Raw genomic sequence first — 19,480 nt, 5'->3', positions numbered from 1 at the left:
GCGTGACGCGAAAGGGGTATGCCGGGCGCCGCCCCCAGCAGGCGGGCGCCCGGCAGCTTGTGGGAAGTGGAACTAGACCCGCTGCGGGGAGCCCAGCTCCACCGGATCCTCGTCCATCAGGTAGGCCAGCTCCGAGTGGGCCGCGAGGTCGATGCCGCGCAGTTCGTCCTCTGGCTTGATGCGCAGGCCGCCCATGGTCTTGTCCAGGATCTTCGCCAGGATCCAGGTGACGCCGAAGGAGTAGGCCAGGACGCTGACGGTGGCGATCGCCTGGACGCCGAGCAGGTCGAAGCCGCCGCCGTAGAAGAGGCCGCTGACGCCGTTCGGGGCCTTGTCCGTGGCGAAGAGGCCGATCAGCAGGGTGCCCAGGATGCCGCCCACCAGGTGGACGCCGACGACGTCGAGTGAATCGTCGAAGCCCAGGCGGAACTTCCATTCGATGGCCAGCGAGCAGACAGCCCCGGCGATCGCGCCGATGGCCAGTGCGCCGAGCGGGCTGACTGCGCCACAGGCAGGAGTGATGGCGACCAGCGCGGCGATCAGGCCTGATGCGGCACCCATGCTGGTGGCCGCACCATGCCGGACCCGCTCAACAAGGGCCCAGGCCAGCAGTCCGGCCGAAGCTGCGACGGCGGTGTTCAGGAACACCACGGACGCGGACTGGCCGGCGGCGAGCGCGGAGCCGGCGTTGAAGCCGAACCAGCCCACCCACAGCAGGCCTGCGCCCACCAGGACCAGCGGCCGGCTGTGCGGCTTGGCGTGTTCCACCTTGGGCCAGCCGGAGCTCTTGCCCAGTACCAGGGCCAGGGCCAGGGCGGCGGCGCCGGCGTTCATGTGCACCGCGGTGCCGCCGGCGAAGTCGATGGCTTTGATGCCGTTGGCAATCCAGCCACCCACTGTGCTGCCGTCCGCCGAGTCGAACGCAAACACCCAGTGCGCGATGGGGAAGTACACCACCGTGGCCCAGATGCCGGCGAAGACCATCCAGGCGCCAAACTTCATGCGGCCCGCGGCGGCACCGGCAACCAGTGCGGTGGTGACGCAGGCGAAGAACAGCTGGAATGCTGCGAACAGGATGACCGGGATGGACGCCGAATCATCCTTGGCCAGCAGCTGCCCCATGCCGGGGAATTCGGTGACGTCACCGATCAGGCCCAGGCCGCCCACGGAGTTGCCAAAGGCCATTGAGTAGCCGAACAGTGCCCAGAGGACGGCCACCAGGCTGGCGCCGCCGAAGCACATCATCATCATGTTGAGAATGCGGCGCGACCCCACCATGCCCCCGTAAAACAGGGCCAGGGCGGGGATCATCATGCACACCAGCGCCGAGCTGGCCAAAATCCAAGCGACATTTCCCGAATCCATGGGAAACCCCTTTCGTGATGCGAAGAGAGAACGGTCGATTGCCGTCAGAGCCGCTCTGCGGAGGGACGTGGCCGGAGATACCACGTTCAGCGGGAGGGGCGGCTGTTGCCGTCTGATTCCAACTTTATGGCGGCAATTCCCGGGTGGGTTTCCGGTGTGTTAAATGATCGTTTCGGTCATCCACAGGCGAGTTTCAGGGGTCCCGCAGCACGCAGGAAGCGACTGCAGGAGCCACCAGTAACGGGCATTATTTGGCGGAGACCGCCAGGAACCGGATGGGAAGGTCCAGCAATTCCAGCGGGCCGTGCGGGCCTTCACCGTCCAGGAGCAGGGAGTCCCCCGGTTCCATGGCGTACTCGTAGGAGCCGTGGCCGTAGACCATCTTCCCGGCGAGCATGTAGATGAACTCGGTGCCCGGGTGCTGGAACAGGGGAAACACGTCGCTGGCGTCGGTGAGGGTCACCAGGGTGGGTTCAATGGCATCGGGCCGGCCTTTGAGGGTTCCCAGCACGCGATATTCGTGGCCGTGCTGGGTGCCGCTCCGGACGGTGAGGCTGCCTTGGCCGCTCTTGGTGAAGGTGGCGTCCCGGTCGGTGTCCGCGCCGCGGAACAGTGCGGTGACCGGAACGTTGAGGCCGTCGGCCAGCCGCTGCAAGGTGGTGAGGGAGCAGGAGGTGGTGGCGGTTTCCACCCGGGAGATCATGGCCTTGGACAGGCCGGTCCGGGCTGCGAGCTCGGCCGACGACAAGCCGGCCGACGTGCGGTAGTGCCGGACCTGCGCCGCGATGACCTGCTCCAGCCGGCCGGCAACCTGTCCGGCAGCGTCCTCTGCGGGTTGGTCCGTTCCGTGGTCCCCGGCCTGTTCGGTCATGCCTGCCATCTTAGGCGGGCCGCGGTAGGCCCGGCGTACGACGACGGTCGTGGCCAATCACGCTGCCCCGCCCAGCAGCCCGGCAAGGGAGTCCGCCAGGGCGAGCGCGCCGGCTTCGGCGTCGCTGTCCTCGACGAGTTCGTCCGGCGAATGCGAGACGCCGGTGGGGTTCCGGACGAACAGCATTGCGGTGGGCAGGTTCGCGGCCAGTACGCCGGCGTCGTGGCCGGCGCCGGTGTCCAGCACCGGGGCGGCAGGCAGGAGCTGCTGCAGCCGGTCTCGGAGGCCGCCGTCGAAATGGACTGTGGGGCTCAACGATTCCGTGCCCAGGATGGCTGTGCAGCCTTCCTCCGCGGCGATGACCTGGGCGTTCAACCCGATGGCCTCCACCAGCGCGGCGGTGACCGAATCCTCCGGGTGCCTGACGTCGATCCAGAGATCCACCCGGGACGCGATCACGTTGGTACCGCCGGGGACGGGCTGTAGCCGGCCCACCGTGGCGCGGGCCTCCTTGTACTTCCGGGCGGTGTCCCGGATGGACACCGTGACTTTGGCCGCTGCGATCATGGGGTCGCGCCGGTCCCTCATGAGCGTGGTTCCGGCGTGGTTTCCCTCGCCCGTGATGCTCAGTTTCCAGCGGCCGTGGCCAATGACGGAGGACCCGATGGCCACCGGCTGGTGCAGGTCCACCAGTCCCCTCCCCTGCTCCACATGCAGTTCCACGAACACCCCCAGCTGCTGCAGGGCCTTGTGGTCGGGGCCGATGAACCGCGGGTCCTGCCCGTTCGCCGCGGCGGCGTCGGCGTACGTGTTGCCGTCCGGGTCGCGGAGGTTGCGGGCCTTGTCCGGGTCCAGTCGGCCGGTGAGGAGCCGCGAGCCAAGGCAGGCCACGCCGAACCGGGAGCCTTCCTCCTCCGGGAACACCGCAAGCACCAGGGGCCGCCGGGGCCGGAAGTTCCGGGCCTTGAGGAGGTCGACGGCAACCAGCGCCGAGGCAACCCCCAGCGGGCCGTCATACTCGCCGCCGCCGGGGACGGAATCGAGGTGGCTTCCGGTGGCGACGGCGTCTTTCCGCACTCCGGTTGCTGTGTCCCACCAGGCCCAGATAATCCCGTTGGCATCCGTGTGCACGTCCAGCCCGCGCCGGGCCGCCTGCTCAATGAACCAACTGCGGAGGTCCGTTTCGGCGGTGGAGAACACCGGGCGGGAGTAGCCGCCGCGGGTGCTGTCGCGGCCGACGTCGGAAATCTCCTTCAGGAGGCCGGCAACGGTGGGTGCGCCCGCAGTTTCGGCGGGTACCGCGTGCGGCGCTGGTGCTGTGCGGGAAAGGCTCACGGTTGTCCGTTCTAGGTGGTGAGTGCCGGGGAGGATGCGCTCCGGAACCGGTTCGGAACTGGCCCGGCACCGGTGGCCAGGTCCGCCGCCCACTGCCCGGTCAGCGGGGCGAACTTCGCGCCGTGGCCCGAGCAGGGTGAGACGACGGTGAGGTTCTCCGCCCGGTCAATGAGGAAGTCCTCGGTGGGGGTGTTGGTGAACAGGCAGGTGGTTTCGGCGTAAGGTTCGGGGTCCAGGCCAGGCAGGTAGCGGCGGACGTAGTCCACCACGCGGGTACGGTTGGCCGGGTCCACCACTCCGGTCTGGTCCGCGGCGGACCGAATCCGCGGGCCGCCGTTGTATTCGGCCACTTTCTGCCCGGCAAAATCCGCATCCCGGCCGCCGGGGAGGCCGTAGGTTTGGAGGTCGCCGGCCTTGTGGATGAAGGTGGGCCAGTTGGTGCCGGAAAAGCCGGGGTCTTCCCGGTACCTGAAGTGGAAGGCCTGCTCCTGGCGGACGGTAAATTCCGGCAGGCCGGCGAGGAACCCGGCCGGCAGTGGCAGGGAGTCCAGCAGCCGTGGCAGCCAGCCGCCGGCGCTGATGACGAGGTTGCCGGCGTCGAGTGTTTCCCCCGTGGTGGAGTGCAGCCGGTAGCCGGCCCCGCCCAGCCGCTCCACCCGGTCCAGGCTCCAGCCGCTCAGGACTTTTGCCCCGTGCTGGACCGCGAGCGCCACCATGGCGTTGACAGAGGTTTCGGCGTCGATCACGCCCGCACCGGGATGCCAGAGGACCTCGGTGTCGAACGCGATCTGCGGCCAGCGGTTGCGGGCGTCGGCGGCCGACAGCAGCTCGTGGTCGATTCCGGCACCGGCCAGTACCTCAGCGAGGAGGGCGGGTTGACGCTTGGGGCCATGGTCCACCGCGCCGGACGGCGTGATCAGCTCAACACCGGCGTCCGCTGCGAGCCCGTCCCAGAGGTCTTTGGAATCGAGCACGGCCTGGGTGTAGAAGGGGTCCGGGTAGGCGTAGCGGAAGATCCGGGCGGAGCCGTGCGAGCTGCCGTCGTGGGCGGCGGGAACATCGCGCTCCAGCAGGGTGACCTGGTGGCCGCGCGCTGCGAGCTGCCACGCGGTGGCGGCGCCGGCCAGGCCGGCGCCCACCACCACATAATCCGACGGGTCGGCCATCAAAAGCTCCCCTGCGCGCCGGGGATCCAACTGGTGCCGGCCAGCGGCACGCGGGCCATGGCGGAGGCCTCGATGCTCAGTGCCACCAGGTCTTCCGGCTCCAAATTGTGCAGGTGCGACTTGCCGCAGGCCCGGGCGATGGTCTGGGCTTCCATGGTGAGGACACGGAGGTAGTTGGCCAGCCGGCGGCCGGCGGCCACGGGGTCCAGCCGGGAGGAGAGCTCAGGGTCCTGGGTGGTGATGCCGGCGGGGTCGCGGCCGTCCTGGAAGTCGTCATAGAAGCCGGCGGCCGAACCGAGGGCGGAGTATTCGGCGGCGTAGCGGGGGTCGTTGTCGCCAAGGGCGATCAGCGCTGCGGTTCCGATGGCCACTGCATCGGCACCCAGGGCCATGGCCTTGGCGACGTCGGCGCCGGTGCGGATGCCGCCGGAGACGATCAGCTGGACCTTCCGGTGCATCCCCAGTTCCTGCAACGCCTGGACCGCCTGTGGGATGGCCGCGAGGATGGGGATCCCCACGTGTTCGATGAACACCTGCTGCGTGGCGGCGGTGCCGCCCTGCATGCCGTCCAGCACCACCACGTCGGCGCCGGACTTCACGGCGAGCGCCGTGTCGTAGTACGGGCGCGAGGCACCGATTTTGACGTAGATGGGGGTCTTCCAGTCGGTGATTTCGCGCAGCTCGCCGATCTTGATTTCGAGGTCGTCCGGGCCGGTCCAGTCCGGGTGGCGGCTGGCAGAGCGCTGGTCGATGCCCACCGGCAGGGTGCGCATCCCGGCCACGCGCTCTGTGATCTTCTGGCCCAGGAGCATGCCGCCGCCGCCAGGCTTGGCCCCCTGGCCGAGCACGATTTCGATCGCATCGGCCTTGCGCAGGTCGTCCGGGTTCATGCCGTACCGGGAGGGCAGGTACTGGTACACGAGGTGCTTGGACTGGCCGCGCTCCTCAGGCGTCATGCCGCCGTCGCCCGTGGTGGTGGAGGTGCCCACCTCGGACGCGCCGCGGCCCAGCGCTTCCTTGGCGTTGGCGGACAGGGCGCCGAAGCTCATGCCGGCAATGGTCACCGGGGTCTGCAGGTGCAGCGGGCGGCTGGCGTACCGGTCACCGAGGACGACGTCGGTATCGCACTTTTCGCGGTAGCCCTCCAGCGGGTAGCGGGACATGGAGGCGCCGAGGAACAGCAGGTCGTCGAAGTGCGGGACCTTGCGCTTGGCGCCCCAGCCGCGGATGTCATACACGCCGGTGGCGGCCGCGCGCTGGATGTCCGCGATGGTGGCGCGGTCAAAGGTGGCGGACTCCCGCAGGCCCAGTTCAGCAAGGTCCTGGAGAGGTGCTGCGCCCGCGGCAGGAACGGAGGTGATGGTCATGGGGGCCTCCTAGTAGGCAGTCGAGTTGTCGACGTGGAAGTGGTAGAGGTTCCGGGCTGAGCCGTAGCGCTTGAAATCGGCAGGGTTGTCGGTGCGGCCGGCGGCAGCCAGCAGTTCCGCGAGCTCGGCAAGGTGCTCTTCGCGCAGCGGCTTTTCGACGCAGTCCGCACCGAGGGAGGCCACCGTCCCTTTGACGTAGATCCGCGCCTCGTAGATCGAGTCGCCCAGGGCGTCCCCGGCGTCACCGCACACCACCAGGCGGCCGGCCTGCGCCATGAACGCCGACATGTGGCCGATGGTGCCGCCCACCACGATGTCCACGCCCTTCATGGAGATCCCGCAGCGGGCGCCGGCGTTCCCGTCGATGACCACCAGGCCGCCGTGGCCGGTGGCGGCGGCGGCCTGGGAGGCGTCGCCCTTCACATGGACGCTGCCGGACATGATGTTCTCGGCCAGTCCGACGCCGGCGTTGCCGTTGACGGTCACGGTTCCCTTCTGGTGCATCCCGGCGGCGTAGTAGCCGGCATGGCCGTCGATGGTCACCGAGACGTCGGCGTTGATGCCGACGGCGAGGCTGTGCTTGCCGCCGGGGTTGGCAACTGTCCAGGACTGGCCGTCGGCCGCGTTGTGGAGTGCCTGGTTCAGGCTGCGGACCGTGGAGCCGGAAAGGTCCACCACGGTGGGTGCCTCGGCAGTAACTGCAGTTTCCAGGCTTTCGGGGGCTGTCAGAGTGACCATGTGTAGACCTTTCCGGGTTCCGGTTCGAAGATGCGGGCGTTGTCGATGCCGGGCAGCCCGGCGAGGGCGCGGTATTCGGAGGCCATGGCCACGTAGTCCTCGGTTTCGGCGATGATGGCCGGCTTGCAGGCGATGGGGTCGCGGACCACGGCCATGCTGTCCGCGGTGGTGACCACCAGGGTGTAGAAGCCGTCCAGGACCTTGCCCAGGTTCACCAATGCTTCCTCGAGGGTGTCGCCCTGTTGCAGCCGGGAGGCGACGTAGCGGGCGCCCACCTCGGTGTCGTTCTCGGAGTCGAACACCACGCCTTCGCGCTTGAGGCCGCGCCGGACGGTGGCGTGGTTGGAGAAGGAGCCGTTGTGGACCAGGCAGAGGTCGTCGGCCACGGAGAAGGGGTGCGAGCCGCCCGCGGTGACGGCCGACTCGGTGGCCATCCGGGTGTGCGACAGGCCCTGGCTGCCGGCCATCGCCTCCAGCCCGTGGTGGGCGGCGATCTCCATGGGATGGCCCACGCTCTTCATCACGGCCACGTGTTCGCCGCGGCCAATGATGGTGGCGGCGGGCACGGTTTCGGTGACGGCCTTCACCAGGAGGTCCGTCCCGACGGCGGCGCCCACCAGGGTGGTGTCGCCCACCACTTGCACTGCTGCTGCCGCGTCAGACGGCAGGAGCGCCGCGACGCCTGCGGTGAGTGCCGCCGTCGTCATTCCCTGGTCCGCGCCGAGCAGGCTCAGCGTTGAGGTGCCCTGGGACACCAGGCCCGGGGTGTTGTAGACGGCGAGGCCTGCGGAGTCGGGTCCGCGGTCCACGATCTGGCAGAGCATCGAGGACAGCAGGCTGCCCATCTGGGGGTGCAGCGAGGGATTGCGCAGCTGCAGCGCGGCGATTCCGCACATGGTGGGATTCCTTTACGGGGTAGTGGTCAGATCGAGGTGAGGTACGTCCGGATTTCCCAGTCGCTGACTTGGTTGTGCCAGCTGAGGAACTCCTCTTCCTTGGCGTTTGCGTAGTAGGTTCCGATCTCCGGATCGCCGCTGAGGCTGGCCAGGATCACGGGGTCCCTGCGGAGCGCTTCCACGGCGTGGAGCAGGGTGGCCGGCAGGAGATGGGCATCCGCTTTGGACTCCCCCGGCCCGGATGGCGTCCCGGGGTCGAGTGCCTTCTCCACGCCGTCCAGCCCCGCGGCGATGACGGTGGCGACGGCGAGGTAGGGGTTGGCGGAACCGTCCCCGGAGCGGAGTTCGAGCCTCGCGTTGTCCGGCACGCGGATCATGTGGGTCCGGTCGTTGCCCCCGTAGGAGGCCTTCCGCGGCGACCACGTGGCGCCGGAGGAACTGGTAGTGGCGCCGGTGCGCTTGTAGGAGTTGACCGTGGGGGCGAGGAAGGCCTGCAGCGCGGGGGCGTGGTCCAGGATTCCGGCGATGAAGGAATACGCGAGGCCGGACAGCCCCAGGCCGCGTCCGCCGTCGTCCGTGTTTCCGTCCTCCCCCGGGAACAGCGCGTCCGCGCCCGACCACAGCGAGAGGTGGAAGTGCAGGCCGGTGCCGGTGCGGTCCGTGAACGGCTTGGGCATGAAGGTGGCGGTCATGCCGCGCTGCCCGGCCAGGATGTTCAGGATGTAGCGGAGCGAGATGACGCGGTCGGCGGTGGTGAGGGCATCGGCGTACGTGAAGTTCTGCTCGAACTGGCCGGCGGCGTCCTCGTGGTCGTTGGCGTAGTTGCCCCAGCCGAGTGAGTTCATCGCGTCGCTGATGGACGTGAGGTGCTCATACATCCGGGTCACGCCGCGGGCGTCGTAGCAGGGGCGGGGCGAATCGTCCCGGGTGTCGGCGGTGCTCAGCGTCCCGTCGTCGCTCCTGTTGACCAGGAAGTACTCCACCTCGGCGCCTACCTTGGCCTGCATTCCCTGGTCCGCCAGGCGGGCGAGGGCGTTCTTGAGGATGACGCGCGGGGCGTAGGGCCAGGGCTTGCCGTCGACGTGCGGGTCGCAGTGGATGATGGCCAGCCCTTCCTTGATGAAAGGGACGGGGGTGAAGGAGGCGAGGTCCGGGACGGCGATGAGGTCCCCGTCCTGGGGCTTCTGGCCGATGAGGCCGGCCGCGTAGCCGGCAAAGCCCATGGCGCCCGCTTCGAGTTCGTCGGCGGCTTCCACCGGAACGAGCTTGGCGCAGGGCTTTCCGGTCATGTCCACGAAGGTGGCCAGGAGGAAGCGGATGCCATGGGCGCGGGCGATGTCGGCGAGGGTGATCGTCGGTTCGGAGGCGGGAGCGGCGGACGCAGGGGCCGGCTCCATGGCGGGGGTTACAGCAGGGGTTGCGACACTGGTCATCGAAACATTCCTGTCCAATTGGTTAGTTACAGTAAACCTTGTTGCATCAAAGTATCCAAGGCCGTATTTCACGCGTCGGGCCGGAAGGTTAAATGCATGTTTCGATGGGATGGGGGTACGCGTCCAGCAAAGAGAGAGGGTGTACCCGTTGAGCAATGAGCAGTCCCCTGACCCGCAGGCACCCGCCGAAGCAAAGACCCCCATCCCGGACTTACGGGTGGGGGTGGTGGGCATCGGCTGGGCCGGCCAGCAGCACCTCAAGGCCTACTCGGCGCTGGACGGAGTAAGCATCGTCTCGGTGGCCGGCATGGAACAGGACCTCCGGGACTCCCTGCAGGCCGAATACGCCATCCCGAACGCCTTCGCCGGCTGGGAGGACATGCTGGAGCACGGCGGCCTGGACGCGGTCAGCGTGGCAGTGCCCACCTTCCTGCACGCCCCGATCGCCATCGCCGCCCTGGAACGGGGCCTCCACGTGCTCAGCGAGAAGCCGATCGCCCGCAACGCTGCGGAAGGCCAGGCCATGGTGGACGCCGCCCGCAAAGCCGACCGCGTCCTTGACGTCGCCTTCAACCACCGCCGCCGCGGGGACATCAGGGCGCTCAAGGACGTGATAGACGGCGGCGGCCTGGGCCGGCCGTATTACGCGAAGGCCTCGTGGCTGCGGCGCGCCGGTATCCCCACGCTGGGCAGCTGGTTCACCAACCCGGAGCTCGCAGGCGGCGGCCCCCTGGCGGACATCGGCGTCCATGTGCTCGACTTCGCCCTGTACCTCCTCGGCGAGCCGAAGGTGGTGGCGGTATCCGCAGCCACCCATGCCGAACTGGGTCCGCAGGGCCGGGGCGGCGGAAGCCGGTTCTCCGCCCAGGCCACCAGCCACGCCTTCGACGTGGAAGACTTCGCCACGGCGTTGCTGCGGCTGGAGGGCGGCGCGACCCTGCTGGTCGAGGCCAGCTGGGCTGCCTACCGGGAAACCGACGACCAGCTGGACTTCACCGTGTACGGTACCGACGGCGGTGCCGAGCTCAGGGTGCACGGGGCCCCCTTTCCGCCGGTGGGCCGGCTGCGGGTGTTCGCGGACAAGGACGGGGAGTCCGCGGACTACCTGCCCCCGGTCCTGCCGGGCCGCGCACACGATGCAGTGGTGGAGGACTTTGTCACCGCCGTGCGCGGCGGCGCGAACGTCTGGGCCAACCATGACGGATCCCTGGCGCTGTACCGGGCGCAGGTCATCGACGCGTGCTACCAGTCCGCACGCGAGCAGAGGGAGGTTCGGCTCTGATGGACGGCGGACTGCGGATCCTGGTGTGGAACGAAGGCGTCCACGAAGCCAACAATGAGCCGTCCCACATCGGGGAGATATACCCGGACGGCATCCACGGCGCCATCGCCGCCGGCCTCCGCTCCCACTTTCCGGACGCGGAGATTACGACGGCGGTCCTGGCCACCGGCGCCGACCACGGCCTCAGCGAAGAGGTGCTCGCGGAGACTGACGTGCTGTTGTGGTGGGGCCACATCGCGCACGCGGAGGTGGGGGACGCCGTCGTCGAGCGCGTCCACCGGCACGTGCTGGGCGGGATGGGACTGATCGTGCTGCACTCGGGGCACTTCTCGAAGATCTTCACCAAACTGCTCGGTACCAGCTGCTCCCTTGCCTGGCGGAATGATGGCCAGCGCGAACTGGTGTGGACCGTCAAGCCGTCCCACCCCATCGCGGACGGGGTGGACAGCCCCATCGTCATCCCGGAGCAGGAGATGTACGGCGAACTGTTCGACATCCCGGACCCTGACGACCTAATCTTCATCAGCTCGTTTGCCGGCGGTGAGGTATTCCGGTCCGGCGTCACCTTCACCCGCGGAAAAGGCCGCATCTTCTACTTCAGCCCGGGCGACCAGGAGTACCCGGTGTACCACCATCCGCAGGTCCAGCGGGTCCTGGCCAACGGCGTGCGGTGGGCTGCGCAGCCAGATGTGGACCGTTCCGCCCCGGCCGTGACCAACCCGGCCCGGGAGTGGTTTGACGGGGCAAAACAGCATTGACATCACCTCTGCGGCGGAGCAGATTGGGATCGTCGCACACGAGGTTCGGCAGGTTCCGGACGGGCACACCCCTCCCTGGCGGACCATCCTCCCGGAGCGCCCCGCACGCCCGGGTGAATTAAACAACCCCCTCCTTCCCAGGAGCCTGAAATGCCAGCAGTAACGGTCAAGGACCTTGAATCAAAATCCTTCGATGAGCCGGATGAAAAGCGCCGGCCGCCCATGACGCAGGTCGATGTCGTCACACTCGGCGGTACCACCCTGGGCCGCTTCACCTTCGAACCCGGCTGGCGCTGGTCGGAGACCGTCAAGACGGTGGTCCACACGGACAGCTGCCAGGTCAGCCATTTGGGCGTCTGCGTAGCCGGAACCCTGACCGTTGAACTGGTCGATGGAGGCCGGATGACCATCCACGCCGGTGACGCCTACTCCATTCCGGCCGGGCACGACGCCTGGGTGGAGGGCAGCGGGACCTACGTTTGCTACGAAGTGATGAGCGCCGCGGAGTACGCCAAGCCGGAGTGACCGGCGGCCCGCCGCCAACCACGAGGAAAGGGAGGTCCGCAGGCCCTCCCTTTCCCGCTGCTGCGGCCCTACCGTTTGAGGAAACGCAACGATCGGAGAGCAATGAGAGTCACCGTCATCGGCGGCAGCGGCCACATCGGGTCGTTCCTGGTCCCCCGGCTGGTCCGCGCCGGCCATGAGGTCACCAACATCAGCCGCGGCACCAGCAGGCCTTACACGGAGGCACCGGAGTGGCAGCAGGTGCACCACGTCACCGCAGACCGTGAGGCGGAAGACCGGGACGAAACGTTCGCGGACCGGGTGGCGGCCCTCAAACCGGACGTCGTGGTGGACCTGGTCTGCTTCACCCTCGAATCGGCGGCGCAGCTGGTGCAGCGGCTGCGGGGCGAGGTGGGGCACCTGCTGCACTGCGGCTCCGTCTGGCGGTACGGGCAGAGCCTGAAGCTGCCCATCAGGGAGGGCTCGGATTCCGCTGCTCCACCCTTTGGCGAATATGGCATCCAGAAGAACCGGATTGCCCTGATGCTGAAGGAAGAAACCGCCAGCGGCGGCCTGGCCACCACGTCCCTGCATCCCGGCCACATTGTGGGGCCGGGATGGCAGCCGGTCGGTCCGTTGGGCAACCTCGATCCCACCGTCTGGCAGACCATCTCTGCAGGCCAGCCCCTTCGGATTCCCGGCAGCGGCACGGAGCTGATGCACCATGTGCACGCCGATGACGTCGCGCAGGCGTTCGAACAGGCGATTGCCCGGCGCGGAGCGGCCGCCGGGGAGGACTTCAACATCGTTGCCCCTACCGCGCTGACAGTGCGCGGCTATGCGGACATCGCTGCCGCCTGGTTCGGCCACGCTGCAGTGCTGGAGACAGTTTCGTGGGACCGCTTCCGCGGGAACACCTCCCGCGAGCACGCGGATGCGAGCTGGAACCATCTCTACCGCAGCCAGTGCTTCAGCATCGAAAAAGCGGCCTCCGTGCTCGGCTACGCGCCGCGGTACGAACCGGAGCAGGCAATCTTCGAATCCATCCAGTGGTTGGTTGACCACGAACAGCTGCATGTGGCCCGCCCGCTCGGCGTCGCCGGCTGAGCCTCGACGGCCTACCGGCAGGACCGCCGGAGCCGAGCCACCAGCGTGGCGGCGAGCAGCGCCGTCGTTAGTTCCAGGGCGACAACCAGCAACAGGTCCGTGCTGCCGGAGCCGCTTCCAGCGGACGACGGCGGCTGGCCGCCGTGCGCGTGCCCGGCACCGCCGGCGCCAAGCAGCAGTGTTGCATGAAGGGCAGCCATCACCACGGCAGCGATGGTGACCTGGTGCAGCGCACCCACCCGGCTGTGCCGCCAGATATGGACCGCGCAGGGAGCGCAGACCGCGGCGAGTGCCAGCATGAGCACGCCAAGCCACGTGCCGTGGCGCCCGGAGACGGCCAGCCATACGTGGGCCGCGCAGGAGACCGCGGTAACGATGGCAACCAGCCGGGCGTGCTGGCCGGGCCGTTGGGCATGGACCCGCAGGGCACGGTCCCGTCCAGCCGCCGTCGTGCTCCCTGCCGGGGCGGGGGTCAGGCTAGTGGCAGCCACCGCTGCTGCCCTCGGCATGGCAGGAGGATTCCTGCTTGTTGGGGTTGGCGGGAACGTCCAGGACCGGGCTGCGGTCGAAGAAGCCCTCCGGCCGCAGCTTGAAGCCGACGGTGTCCACGGGCATGATGGGCCAGTCCTCCACCCGGGGGAAGTGGGTCAGGCCGAAGGTGTGCCACACCACGATGTCCTGGCCGTCGATGTCCCGGTCCTGCGCGACATAGGCGGGCAGGCCCGCGCCGCCGGCGTGCTGGTTCACGAAGTCGCCCGTGGGGTACTTCTCGTCCTCGGCGTACCGGGTGACCCACAGGTCCTTGGTGGCAAAGGCGGCGCGGCGGGCGATGGAGGAGTCCGGGTCTGCCAGCAGCGTGGGCTGGTTGTGGGAGTGCAGTTTGTATCCCACGGGCTCGCCCAGCCGGTTCCTTGACCCCGGGTTAGAGATGATCCAGGTGCGGCCGGCGCGGGCGTCGGCTTCCCGGACGCCTTCGGACTCGCGGGCCAGGACGGTGCGCCTGCGGGAGAAGGCATTGCCCCGTTCGTTTCCTGGCCCCATGGCCTGGCGGATGACGTCCTCCTCCTCCACGCGGTTGGTGAAGCCGTCGATGGCCATGTCCAGCCGGGCGCTGAAGAGGTGCTGGTGGAAGGGGGCGCCCAGGCCGGGCGCCAGTTGGGAGATGTTGTCCGAGCCGCCCTCGGGGAACGCGGAGGTGAACACGATGCCGGTGGCTTTGGCCTCGAATTCGATGGTTCCATCCAGGTAGAGGTACCAGTAGAAGCCGTAGTCGTAGTTGCCGATCGTGGTGAAGAAGGAGATGACCAGCCGGCGGTTGCGGCGGGTGTAGGTGACGCCGCTCCAGAGGTCGGAGTGCTTGGAGAGGATACTCCAGTCCTCCTCGTGCATGCAGATGCCGTTGCGGATTTCCCGCGGGGTGCCGAAGGCGTCGCTGATGACCGGGCTGAGGTAGGTGATCTCACCCAGGCAGTCGCAGCCCAGTTCCAGGGAGTTGGCGTACTGGCCAACCAGGTATTCGCCGGTGTCGAAGTAGTTCTGCCAGGACCGGACGGGCGACGGGTCACCGTACGGCACCACCATCTCGGCGATGGACGCGCGGTTGATGATCTGCCGTTTCCGGCCGCCGTCCCGAAACGCGAGGTTGTGCAGGACCACGCCTTCGCGGACATCGAAGCCCACGTCCACGCTCCATTTTTCCCACTCCACGTGGTTGCCGCCCGTGACAGTGAAGCTGGGGCCCTCCGGTTGGGTGATGCTGATGGGTTTCTGGGTTTCGCGGACCGGCCCGGTCAGTTCGGGGTCGGTGTAGTTGCCGTGCTCGGCCGGGATGGGCATGGCACCGAGGTCGATGACCTGGGTGACTTCCCTGCTGACCACGTCCACGTAGGCCACCAGGCCGTCCACCGGGTGTGCCCAGGCGCTGTCCTCGGGGAAATCCTGCACGAACGCCAGGCCGCGGAGGATGCGGCGGCCCTTCTCTTCGCCGTATTCGAAGACGCCGGCCGAGAGCGGGGCCACGCGGACCTTTTGGACGTCGAGTCCCCTGACGGCGAGTGCCGTAAGCCACCGTTCGTCAGTGGCGAGGAGGGACTCCACCACTTCGAACTCCTCCTCCAAGACCGGCAGCTCGCCGGTCACTGCAGTGTCCAGGACGACGGCGGAGAGCACCTTTTGCTGGGTAACGGAGACAACGACGTCCCTCGGCGCAGCCCCGGAGACGTCGTGGATGAAGACCCGGAAACGGCGGTCCGCCTGCGGTTCCGCGCCCCGCGCCGGATCCAGCAGGCCGAGATAGGCGATGCGGTGCCGGGGGCCCAGGTGGCCTTCCGCCTGCAGAAGGGCGCGGACGTCCAGGATTTCCTCCGCGGTTGCCAGGCGGAAGGCGGAGGCGGTTTCGGTTGCTGCGAGAGTCATGGGAAGAGCCTTTGTCCGGGCCGTCACCGGCCACTGGTTTATTTTCTATAGTTGTAGAGAATAAACGTCCGTAACATGGCCCACAAGAGTCTGAGCGAAAAATTTCCGGGGAGTGGCCGCGGTGCCGAAGATAGTTGACCATGATGAGCGCCGCCTGGAACTCATGGATGCCACCTGGCGGATCATCGCCCGGCAGGGCCTTGAGAGCGCCACCATGCGCGAGATCGCCACGGAGGCAGGCTTTGCCAACGGTGCCTTGAAACCCTACTTCCCCACCAAGGACACCCTGCTCGAATTCGCCTTCAGCCACGTCTTCAACAGGACCAACCGGCGCATCGCAGAGGTCACGGCCGGGCGGACGGGCCTGGACGCGCTGCGCGCCTTTTCCCTCGAGGTCCTTCCCCTCGACGAAGAGCGCGTCAACGAGGCACGCATCGTAGTCCCGTTCTGGCAACGGGCCATCAACGACCCCCGGAAGGCGGCGATCCACCAGCAGTCAATGAATGAATGGCTGGTTGCCATCCGGCGCTTCCTGGGAGAGGCGAGGGACAGCGGCGACGTGACCGCCGCCGTCGACGATTCCATCCTTGCCGGGCAGCTGCTGAACATGCTGCTGGGAGCCCAGATCGAGGCGGCCCTGGCGCCGGAAGGCGAAACGGATTTTGGCCATGCCGCCCAGCTTGAGGGCTATCTCGCGCTCCTCGGCAAAATTCCCGGCCGGAAATGAGCGGCAAACTCGAAAGTATGCTTACTATTGGTGGGTCAGGTTCTGGCAGATGCCGGAGCGAGCACGAACTGTAAGGAGCATCTCCATGGGTTTGGATGACAAGATCGGCAACGCTGCAGAGAAGCTCGGCGGCAAGGGCAAGGAAGCTGCCGGAAACGCCACGGGCGACGAGAGCCTGAAGGCCGAAGGCCAGACGGACCAGGCAAAGTCGGATTTTAAGCAGGCCGGCGAACACGTCAAGGACGCCTTCAAGAAGGACTAGTCGGCGCTCGCATAATGGGTGCAACTCCAACCGGAGTTGCACCCATTGCGTTTAAGCGCCCGGCTTGGCCGGGACGCCGGGACGCTCAGTGGATCAGCCCCGACACCAGGTTGATGGTGGTGGCCAGGACGATGGCGCCGAGCAGGTAGGAAAGCAGCGCCTGGCGCAGGACCGTAGAGCGGATGGCAGTGGTCTTCAGGTCGGTGTCCGATACCTGGAACGTCATGCCCACTGTGAAGGCCAGGTAGGCAAAGTCCGAGTACCGGGGCTGGCTCCCTTCGTTGAAATCCACACCCGTGCCGTCGCGGTAATAGATGGCCGCATACCGCAAGGTGAACAGTGTGTGGACCAGGAACCACGAGAGGGCAATGCTGCCCAGCGCCATGGCAACCGTGGCATCCTTGGCACCTCCCTGCTCACTGGCGGCGTCAAGCAGGATCAGGGCCACCCCAGCAAAGCTGGCCACGGTGGCACCCAGGACCAGCGCGTCCGAAAAGACCCTGCCGGGATCCTCCCGCCTGGCATGGGCAGCAGTGGCCGCAGGGCCCAGGCGCCCGATGACGCTCCAGACCCAGATGAGGTAGGTGGCCGAGGCGGCGGCCCAGCCGAGCGCCGGGGCATACGTCCATGTGCCGAAGGTGCCAACCGCCAGTGCCGCGACAAGGCCGACGGCGAGCATCACCACCATCCGGAGCCGGGAGTGGTGCGCGCGGGAGTTGAAGTTCCGGTAGTGGTCACCGGCAGCCGTCATGGACCTCATGGCCCCGATCATGGCACGGGAGTCTGGGCTGCGGCTGGAAAGACGAACTTCTTATTTTCGCCGACCGTTGAAAAAAGAGTATCCGCCCGCTAGTCTGGGAAAACTGTGTCGCAAGGCACAGTTCCGGGGGAAACGTGAAGTGGCCATCCGTCGCGAGGAACATCCATGCAAGCAGCAACCACAGCCCGCATCCCACACCAGGACCTGACCTCCAGGGTGGCCGCGTCGTTTGACCACTGGAAGCACCTGGTGGCGGAATCCTTCGTTCCTCTCGCCGCACGGACCGCCGACGTTGACGGCTTCCAGGGCCGCATGCGGGCCCGGGTGCTGGACCGTATGTCCGTCGTGGAGGTCACCGCCACCTCCCACGAGGTCCACCGCACCCCCGCACTGATCGCACAGTCCCATGAGCGCTATTTCAAGCTGAACCTGCAGCTGGAAGGCACGGGCCTGCTGATCCAGGACAACCGCGAAGCCGTCCTCCAGCCCGGCGACCTGGCAATCTACGACACCAACCGCCCGTACACCCTTGCCTTCGAGGACAGCACCAGGATCATGGTCCTGATGTTTCCCTGCGATGCCCTGTCCCTGCCCGCGGACTACGTGGGGCAGCTCGCCGCCGTGCGCATGGGAAGCGGGGGCCTGAGCGGAATGGTGGGCCAGTTCATCCGCGAACTGTCGGCGAACCTGGACGTCCTGAACGGTCCCAGTGGCTCAAGGCTGGCTACCAACGCCCTGGACCTGGTATCCACCATGCTGCACGCGGAAATGGACATCACGCCGGACCGCATGAAGCCGCAGGCCCTGCTGGCCGTCTCGGTCCGCGAGTACATCGAAGCCAACCTGGCCGATCCCCTGCTGTCACCGGCAAGCATCGCCGCGGCGCATTTCATCTCCACCCGGCACCTGCACAACGTTTTCCACGAGTCGGGGACCACCGTAGCCAGCTGGATCCGGACGCAGCGGCTCGAAGGCGCACGCCGCGACCTCCGTGACCCGCTGCATGCCGGGCAGTCAGTCGGCACGGTTGCTGCCCGCTGGGGGTTCCTGGATGCCGCCCATTTCAGCCGCACGTTCCGGGATGCTTTTGGTGTCTCACCCAGCGAATGGCGCCGGGGCTGATGCAGGCGTTTCCTAGATCAACCCCTGCGCCAGCATGGCGTCGGCTACCTTGACGAACCCGCCGATGTTGGCGCCGAGCACGTAGTTGCCGGGTTCGCCGTATTCCTCGGCGGTGGCGGCACAGCGGTCGTGGATGCCCACCATGATCTCGGTCAGCCGCTCTTCGGTGTGCTCGAAGGACCATGAATCACGGCTTGCGTTCTGCTGCATTTCCAGGGCCGAGGTTGCCACGCCGCCGGCGTTGGCGGCCTTGCCGGGCCCGAACAGGACGCCCGCTTCCTGGAACACCGCAACAGCGTCGCGGGTGGAGGGCATGTTGGCGCCTTCGCCGATGGCGAGCAGGCCGCTGCCCACCAGGCGGGCGGCAGCAGCGCCGTCGAGCTCGTTCTGCGTGGCGCAGGGAAGCGCCACGGTCGCATCGACGTCCCACACTGAGCCGCCGTCCACATACGTGACACCACCACGGCGTTCCGCGTAATCCTTCAGGCGGCCGCGCTGCACTTCCTTGACCTCGCGGAGGAGCGCGACGTCGATTCCCGACTCGTCCACGACGTACCCTGACGAGTCGGAGCAGGCCACCACCACGGCTCCGAGGGACTGGGCTTTGGCGATGGCGTTAATGGCCACGTTGCCGGAGCCGGACACCACCACGCGCTGGCCATCAAAGGAGGCCCCGCGCGTTTTCAGCATTTCCTGGGTGAAGATGACGGTGCCGAAGCCGGTGGCTTCGGGACGGACCAGGGAGCCTCCCCAGGAAATGCCCTTGCCGGTGAGCACTCCGGACTCGTAGCGGTTGGTGATGCGCTTGTACTGGCCGAAGAGGTAACCGATCTCGCGGCCGCCCACGCCGATGTCGCCGGCCGGAACGTCGGTGTATTCACCGATGTGGCGGTAGAGCTCGGTCATGAAGGACTGGCAGAAGCGCATCACTTCGGCGTCGCTGCGGCCCCGCGGATCGAAATCGGAGCCTCCCTTGCCGCCGCCGATTGGCATGCCGGTCAGGGCATTTTTGAAGATCTGCTCGAAGCCGAGGAATTTGACGATGCCCAGGTAGACGGACGGGTGGAAGCGCAGGCCCCCCTTGTACGGGCCCAGCGCAGAGTTGAATTCCACCCGGAAACCGCGGTTGATCTGGACGCGGCCGGCGTCATCGGTCCACGGAACGCGGAAAATGATCTGGCGTTCAGGCTCGCAAAGGCGTTCCAGGATGGCGGCCTCCAGGAATTCCGGATGCCTGTCGTGGACCGGCCCAAGGCTTTCGAAGACCTCCACCACTGCCTGGTGGAACTCCGCCTCACCGGGATTCCGGGCCAGGACGGTGTCCTTAATGGCTTCGAGCCGTGCGTCCATGAACTGTTCCTTACCTCTGAGC

At 67.5% G+C, this 19,480-nt stretch carries 19 protein-coding genes; 7 read left to right on the top strand and 12 right to left on the bottom strand.

What is annotated here, in order from left to right:
* Positions 1–72: 72 nt before the first annotated feature.
* The 8 genes from J2T23_RS06045 to glnT form a co-directional block, all read right to left on the bottom strand.
* A complete protein-coding gene (locus tag J2T23_RS06045; RefSeq protein WP_141182615.1) occupies positions 73–1,365 on the bottom strand; it encodes an ammonium transporter in 1,293 nt (430 codons plus the stop codon).
* Between the two features lie 247 nt (positions 1,366–1,612).
* Positions 1,613–2,236, bottom strand: a complete 624-nt coding sequence (locus J2T23_RS06040; RefSeq protein WP_141159130.1) for a helix-turn-helix domain-containing protein — start codon at positions 2,234–2,236, stop codon at positions 1,613–1,615.
* Positions 2,237–2,293: 57 nt separating this feature from the next.
* The gene (locus J2T23_RS06035; protein ID WP_307358061.1) at positions 2,294–3,571 is read right to left on the bottom strand and encodes an allantoate amidohydrolase; all 1,278 of its coding nucleotides are present in this window, start codon (positions 3,569–3,571) and stop codon (positions 2,294–2,296) included.
* An 11-nt stretch (positions 3,572–3,582) separates the two neighbouring features.
* Positions 3,583–4,737: an FAD-dependent oxidoreductase gene (locus J2T23_RS06030; RefSeq protein WP_307358059.1), complete on the bottom strand. Its 1,155-nt coding sequence runs from the start codon at positions 4,735–4,737 to the stop codon at positions 3,583–3,585.
* Positions 4,737–6,104 (bottom strand): FMN-binding glutamate synthase family protein, encoded by a 1,368-nt coding sequence (locus tag J2T23_RS06025; RefSeq protein ID WP_307358057.1) that lies wholly within the window; start codon positions 6,102–6,104, stop codon positions 4,737–4,739. Before J2T23_RS06025 ends, J2T23_RS06030 begins: the two co-directional genes overlap by 1 nt.
* Positions 6,105–6,113: 9 nt before the next feature.
* Positions 6,114–6,842, bottom strand: coding sequence for a GltB/FmdC/FwdC-like GXGXG domain-containing protein (locus J2T23_RS06020; protein ID WP_307358055.1), 729 nt, complete (start codon positions 6,840–6,842; stop codon positions 6,114–6,116).
* Positions 6,830–7,738 carry a class II glutamine amidotransferase domain-containing protein gene (locus J2T23_RS06015; RefSeq protein ID WP_307358053.1) on the bottom strand — a complete coding sequence of 303 codons (909 nt, stop codon included), beginning with the start codon at positions 7,736–7,738 and terminating at the stop codon, positions 6,830–6,832. Before J2T23_RS06015 ends, J2T23_RS06020 begins: the two co-directional genes overlap by 13 nt.
* A 26-nt stretch (positions 7,739–7,764) precedes the next feature.
* Entirely contained in the window at positions 7,765–9,171 is a 1,407-nt protein-coding gene (glnT, locus tag J2T23_RS06010; protein WP_307358050.1) for a type III glutamate--ammonia ligase, read from the bottom strand.
* 148 nt (positions 9,172–9,319) lie between these two features.
* Between glnT and J2T23_RS06005 the strand changes: the two genes are divergently transcribed.
* The 4 genes from J2T23_RS06005 to J2T23_RS05990 all read left to right on the top strand — a co-directional run bounded on the left by J2T23_RS06005 (position 9,320) and on the right by J2T23_RS05990 (position 12,822).
* Entirely contained in the window at positions 9,320–10,453 is a 1,134-nt protein-coding gene (locus J2T23_RS06005; RefSeq protein WP_307358043.1) for a Gfo/Idh/MocA family protein, read from the top strand.
* The gene (locus J2T23_RS06000; protein WP_210411355.1) at positions 10,453–11,211 is read left to right on the top strand and encodes a ThuA domain-containing protein; all 759 of its coding nucleotides are present in this window, start codon (positions 10,453–10,455) and stop codon (positions 11,209–11,211) included. The genes J2T23_RS06005 and J2T23_RS06000 overlap by 1 nt, the downstream gene beginning before the upstream one ends.
* Before the next feature lie 150 nt (positions 11,212–11,361).
* Positions 11,362–11,736, top strand: a complete 375-nt coding sequence (locus tag J2T23_RS05995; protein ID WP_307358040.1) for a cupin domain-containing protein — start codon at positions 11,362–11,364, stop codon at positions 11,734–11,736.
* A 102-nt stretch (positions 11,737–11,838) separates the two neighbouring features.
* The gene (locus tag J2T23_RS05990; protein ID WP_307358037.1) at positions 11,839–12,822 is read left to right on the top strand and encodes an NAD-dependent epimerase/dehydratase family protein; all 984 of its coding nucleotides are present in this window, start codon (positions 11,839–11,841) and stop codon (positions 12,820–12,822) included.
* 11 nt (positions 12,823–12,833) lie between these two features.
* Here J2T23_RS05990 and J2T23_RS05985 read toward each other — a convergent pair whose 3' ends face one another.
* Positions 12,834–13,331: a hypothetical protein gene (locus tag J2T23_RS05985; protein WP_347885030.1), complete on the bottom strand. Its 498-nt coding sequence runs from the start codon at positions 13,329–13,331 to the stop codon at positions 12,834–12,836.
* Positions 13,300–15,237: a primary-amine oxidase gene (locus J2T23_RS05980; RefSeq protein ID WP_307358035.1), complete on the bottom strand. Its 1,938-nt coding sequence runs from the start codon at positions 15,235–15,237 to the stop codon at positions 13,300–13,302. Before J2T23_RS05980 ends, J2T23_RS05985 begins: the two co-directional genes overlap by 32 nt.
* A 121-nt stretch (positions 15,238–15,358) precedes the next feature.
* Between J2T23_RS05980 and J2T23_RS05975 the strand changes: the two genes are divergently transcribed.
* Together J2T23_RS05975 and J2T23_RS05970 are read left to right on the top strand one after the other, a co-directional pair.
* Positions 15,359–15,964 carry a TetR/AcrR family transcriptional regulator gene (locus J2T23_RS05975; RefSeq protein ID WP_141182626.1) on the top strand — a complete coding sequence of 202 codons (606 nt, stop codon included), beginning with the start codon at positions 15,359–15,361 and terminating at the stop codon, positions 15,962–15,964.
* Positions 15,965–16,049: 85 nt separating this feature from the next.
* Positions 16,050–16,226, top strand: coding sequence for a CsbD family protein (locus tag J2T23_RS05970; protein WP_307358031.1), 177 nt, complete (start codon positions 16,050–16,052; stop codon positions 16,224–16,226).
* A gap of 85 nt (positions 16,227–16,311) precedes the next feature.
* Here J2T23_RS05970 and J2T23_RS05965 read toward each other — a convergent pair whose 3' ends face one another.
* A complete protein-coding gene (locus J2T23_RS05965) occupies positions 16,312–16,986 on the bottom strand; it encodes a DUF1345 domain-containing protein (RefSeq protein WP_141182628.1) in 675 nt (224 codons plus the stop codon).
* A gap of 165 nt (positions 16,987–17,151) precedes the next feature.
* Here J2T23_RS05965 and J2T23_RS05960 point away from each other — a divergent pair, with 165 nt between their 5' ends.
* Positions 17,152–18,108 carry an AraC-like ligand-binding domain-containing protein gene (locus tag J2T23_RS05960; RefSeq protein ID WP_307358028.1) on the top strand — a complete coding sequence of 319 codons (957 nt, stop codon included), beginning with the start codon at positions 17,152–17,154 and terminating at the stop codon, positions 18,106–18,108.
* 12 nt (positions 18,109–18,120) lie between these two features.
* Here J2T23_RS05960 and gdhA read toward each other — a convergent pair whose 3' ends face one another.
* A complete protein-coding gene (gene gdhA / locus J2T23_RS05955) occupies positions 18,121–19,458 on the bottom strand; it encodes an NADP-specific glutamate dehydrogenase (protein ID WP_307358025.1) in 1,338 nt (445 codons plus the stop codon).
* Positions 19,459–19,480 lie beyond the last annotated feature (22 nt).

It is taken from the genome of Pseudarthrobacter niigatensis, from assembly GCF_030812615.1.
In the GTDB taxonomy this organism is placed as follows: Bacteria; Actinomycetota; Actinomycetes; order Actinomycetales; family Micrococcaceae; genus Arthrobacter; species Arthrobacter niigatensis.
Note: the sequence above shows the minus strand (reverse complement) of the source record. Positions and strands in the feature narration are given on the sequence as shown.

Bases quoted from the DNA above. Each gene is read 5' to 3' on its own strand.
- gdhA (WP_307358025.1), bottom strand. From the start codon at position 19,458: ATGGACGCACGGCTCGAAGCCATTAAGGACACCGTCCTGGCCCGGAAT.
- J2T23_RS06030 (WP_307358059.1), bottom strand. From the start codon at position 4,737: ATGGCCGACCCGTCGGATTATGTGGTGGTGGGCGCCGGCCTGGCCGGC.
- J2T23_RS05995 (WP_307358040.1), top strand. From the start codon at position 11,362: ATGCCAGCAGTAACGGTCAAGGACCTTGAATCAAAATCCTTCGATGAG.
- J2T23_RS05965 (WP_141182628.1), bottom strand. From the start codon at position 16,986: ATGAGGTCCATGACGGCTGCCGGTGACCACTACCGGAACTTCAACTCC.
- J2T23_RS06015 (WP_307358053.1), bottom strand. From the start codon at position 7,738: ATGTGCGGAATCGCCGCGCTGCAGCTGCGCAATCCCTCGCTGCACCCC.
- J2T23_RS06000 (WP_210411355.1), top strand. From the start codon at position 10,453: ATGGACGGCGGACTGCGGATCCTGGTGTGGAACGAAGGCGTCCACGAA.
- J2T23_RS06040 (WP_141159130.1), bottom strand. From the start codon at position 2,236: ATGACCGAACAGGCCGGGGACCACGGAACGGACCAACCCGCAGAGGAC.
- glnT (WP_307358050.1), bottom strand. From the start codon at position 9,171: ATGACCAGTGTCGCAACCCCTGCTGTAACCCCCGCCATGGAGCCGGCC.
- J2T23_RS05985 (WP_347885030.1), bottom strand. From the start codon at position 13,331: ATGCCGAGGGCAGCAGCGGTGGCTGCCACTAGCCTGACCCCCGCCCCG.
- J2T23_RS05970 (WP_307358031.1), top strand. From the start codon at position 16,050: ATGGGTTTGGATGACAAGATCGGCAACGCTGCAGAGAAGCTCGGCGGC.
- J2T23_RS06020 (WP_307358055.1), bottom strand. From the start codon at position 6,842: ATGGTCACTCTGACAGCCCCCGAAAGCCTGGAAACTGCAGTTACTGCC.
- J2T23_RS06025 (WP_307358057.1), bottom strand. From the start codon at position 6,104: ATGACCATCACCTCCGTTCCTGCCGCGGGCGCAGCACCTCTCCAGGAC.
- J2T23_RS06045 (WP_141182615.1), bottom strand. From the start codon at position 1,365: ATGGATTCGGGAAATGTCGCTTGGATTTTGGCCAGCTCGGCGCTGGTG.
- J2T23_RS05980 (WP_307358035.1), bottom strand. From the start codon at position 15,237: ATGACTCTCGCAGCAACCGAAACCGCCTCCGCCTTCCGCCTGGCAACC.
- J2T23_RS05960 (WP_307358028.1), top strand. From the start codon at position 17,152: ATGCAAGCAGCAACCACAGCCCGCATCCCACACCAGGACCTGACCTCC.
- J2T23_RS05990 (WP_307358037.1), top strand. From the start codon at position 11,839: ATGAGAGTCACCGTCATCGGCGGCAGCGGCCACATCGGGTCGTTCCTG.